This is a genomic window from Aminobacter sp. P4_D5, assembly GCF_056401815.1.
In genome coordinates this window covers 1-706 of record NZ_JBFUIP010000728.1, presented here as the reverse complement: position 1 = coordinate 706, position 706 = coordinate 1, and the positions used below count along the sequence as shown (strand labels likewise).

At 66.6% G+C, this 706-nt stretch carries 1 protein-coding gene; it reads left to right on the top strand.

Translation table 11 applies throughout. From position 1 onward, the window contains the following. Positions 1-98 precede the first annotated feature (98 nt). Complete coding sequence (locus AC1DWF_RS34615; RefSeq protein WP_476842997.1) at positions 99-575, top strand: type II toxin-antitoxin system RatA family toxin; 477 nt, start codon at positions 99-101, stop codon at positions 573-575. The last annotated feature ends 131 nt before the right edge of the window (positions 576-706 follow it).

Below are 706 nucleotides of genomic sequence, written 5' to 3'. Positions count from 1 at the left end.
CTCCTCGTCTCCGCGACGCCGCTGACGCGCAGCTCCTACCACGCCGACCGGGACTTCGCGGCGCTGCGCGCGGCACGGGAAAAGAGCCTGGCGGCCTGATGCCGACCCACGCGGAAAAGAAGATCCTTCGGTACGCGCCGGAGCAGATCTTCCAGATGGTGGCCGACGTGCATCGCTACCCGGAGTTCCTGCCCTGGTGCGTGGGCGCTCGCGTTCTCAGCCGTGACGAGACCAAGCTGACCGCCGACCTGACCATCGGCTTCAAGATGTTCCGCGAGACGTTCCGGAGCGAGGTCACGCTGGATCGCCCGCATCTGGTCGAGGTGAAGTATCTCGACGGTCCCTTCCGCTACCTCAACAACACTTGGCGCCTGATACCCGTGTCCGGCGGCACGGAGGTGAACTTCTTCGTCGATTTCGAGTTCCGCTCGAAGCTGCTGCAGGCGGTGATCGGGACCGTGTTCAACGAGGCTGTCCGCATGATGGTGCGCGCCTTCGAGCGGCGGGCCATGGTGCTTTATGGGCGGCATCCCGCGACGCCCGTGGCCACTCCAGCGCCTGCCGTGTCGCGATGAGCTACATCCTCTACGGCGACAACGGCTCCGGCTCGGGCCCCGTGGAGATGGCCCTGGCCGAGATCGGCGCGCAGGTCGAGCTGCGCGAGGTGCCGTTTGCAACCAGCGCGCAACTGGACCCCGAGTACCGC

Coding starts and splice junctions, on each gene's coding strand:
- AC1DWF_RS34615 (WP_476842997.1), top strand. CDS start 99: ATGCCGACCCACGCGGAAAAGAAGATCCTTCGGTACGCGCCGGAGCAG.